This window comes from Actinomycetota bacterium (genome assembly GCA_036280995.1).
GTDB lineage: Bacteria > Actinomycetota > CALGFH01 > CALGFH01 > CALGFH01 > CALGFH01.
Genome location: DASUPQ010000075.1, coordinates 1 through 2,036 on the forward strand (window position 1 = coordinate 1; position 2,036 = coordinate 2,036).

Here is a 2,036-nt window from a genome sequence, read left to right on the forward strand (position 1 = left end):
TGCTGGCCGACCGTCGCGACGAGCTCAACCAGGAACGCCGGCGGGTGACCAACCGGCTGCACCGGCTGCTGCGCGACCTGGTTGCCGGCGGCGCGCCCACCCCGTTGACCGTCGAGGCGGTCAGCAGGCTGCTGCGCCGCACCCGGCCGACCACGGCCGCTGACCAGCAGCGCAAGGTCCTGGCCCATGAGCTGCTGGCCGACCTCCGCCGCCTGGACCGCCAGCTGGCCGCCAACCGCACCCGCTGCCAGGAACTCCTGGCCGTCCGGCCCAGCCGACTGCTGGACATCTTTGGCATCAGCGCCGTGCTGGCGGTCAAGCTCATCGGCCACAGCGGTGACATCACCCGCTTCCACAGCCCAGATCACTACGCCAGCTACACCGGCACCGCCCCCGTCGACACCTCCAGCGGCGCCAACCTCCGCCAGCGGGTCAACCGCGGCGGCAACCGGGCCCTCAACACCGCCATCCACCTGGTTGCCCGCACCCAGATCAGCCGACCCGGTCCCGGCCGTGCCTACTACGACCGCAAACTCGCCCAAGGCAAGACGCCCAACCAGGCCTTCCGTGCCCTCAAGCGGCAGATCGTCAAGGTCATCTACCGAGCCCTGCTCGCCGACCACCACACCCGCCATCCCCAATCCGCCACCGCTTGACCAGTCGCGTTGACATACAGGCGCTATCGGGTCACTCCGCCCGACCGGTGGGTGCCTTCAGGTGCCCTCCAGCGGCTGGCCGACAGATCAACTTCAAGGCACCAGGCCGGTGAGACGTCGGGTCAGACCAGCCACGGAGGGCACCCACCCGGATCATCGCAGTGAGGAGTTTCTCTACGAACTCAAGGCCGGCCCTGCGGGCGGCCGCCTCCGGCGGCCGTCCTCGGCCGCGCATCTACCCCAAGACTCGGGCTCTTCAGCATGCCGGGACACCTAGCGTCCCGGAGTAAGCATCAGGGAGGCGGGTCATCTCTAACATGCGAGCCCTGCCGAATCCTCAGCTTCTGGTAGACGACGCGTCCGGGTCGCCTATCCTAACCGGATGATCTTGGCTTCCGACGGAACGCCGGAGCTATCGACTGCCACGGCGTAGTAGAGGCCTTTCACGGCCACGTTGGCGCTGACCGTGAGCGACCACTGGGCTCCGGACCGAACGGCTTCGAAGTCCCCTTGGGCGGAGTTGAACTGGTGGGTCACGGCGCCCATACGGTACAGGCGCAGCGCCTTCACCGTCCGCCCCGACCCCAACTGCACCCCCACGCTGAACGGCGTGTTGTGCTTGATCGAAGACGGAATACTCGTGATCACCGGCCGGTCGCTCCGGCCCACGTACCACGGGTCGAACCTCTCGATCACCGACTGCACCACCCCGCGCTGGGGGTTACCACCCAGCATCCACACAGATCCCTTGAGGTCGGTGAACCCGATCGTGTGGTACTGGTGGGCGAACGAACTGTAGTTCACGGTCGAGATGACGTTGGTGAGCGGACGGTACAGCCCTGCCCACGTCACCGGGTTCCCGGCCGTGTCCTCGCCCCCGAAGAGCAGCTCTCGCTGGTCGAAGGTGGGCGAGTGGTTCAAGTACCGAATCGGCAACGGCAAGCTCGGCCCCGCCTTGTACGACGGATTCGCGACGTACAGGTCAACGTAGGCCGAGCTGGTAGTTGCCCCACCGACAACGACCGCCCGACGACCCTGCGATCCGCCTGCGAAAAAGCTCGCTCCCTCGTCGCGTCGGGCGTTGGACAGCCCGGGCACATTCTGGAACGCACCCGACGCCGGGCTCAGGAAGCCGACCTTGTTCAGGGAGGTTCCGAAACCGACTCCAGTGAAAAAGAGCCGACCGCCGGCCGTTGGGAGGGCATGGGGGTAGGTGGGTGTCGTGAAGTTGTAGCTGCTCACGCTCCACTTGCTACCTGTCCGCGCCGGATCCCAGGTGAGAACCTTGGTGTTCAGGCTTCCGTTCTGGTTGATCCCCGACACGAGGGTGATCTTCCCGTTGTAGAAGCCCGAGGGGTACCACAGCCCGATGGGCATGTT

Annotated in this window: 2 protein-coding genes; one reads left to right on the forward strand and one right to left on the reverse strand. The window is 66.5% G+C overall.

Annotation, left to right across the window (positions count from 1 at the left end):
- Positions 1 to 656, forward strand: a 656-nt coding sequence (locus VF468_02085; protein HEX5877105.1) for a transposase, incomplete at its 5' end; no start/stop codon positions are given.
- 369 nt (positions 657 to 1,025) lie between these two features.
- Here VF468_02085 and VF468_02090 read toward each other — a convergent pair.
- The coding region (locus VF468_02090; GenBank protein HEX5877106.1) for a galactose oxidase early set domain-containing protein at positions 1,026 to 2,036 on the reverse strand (1,011 nt) is incomplete at its 5' end.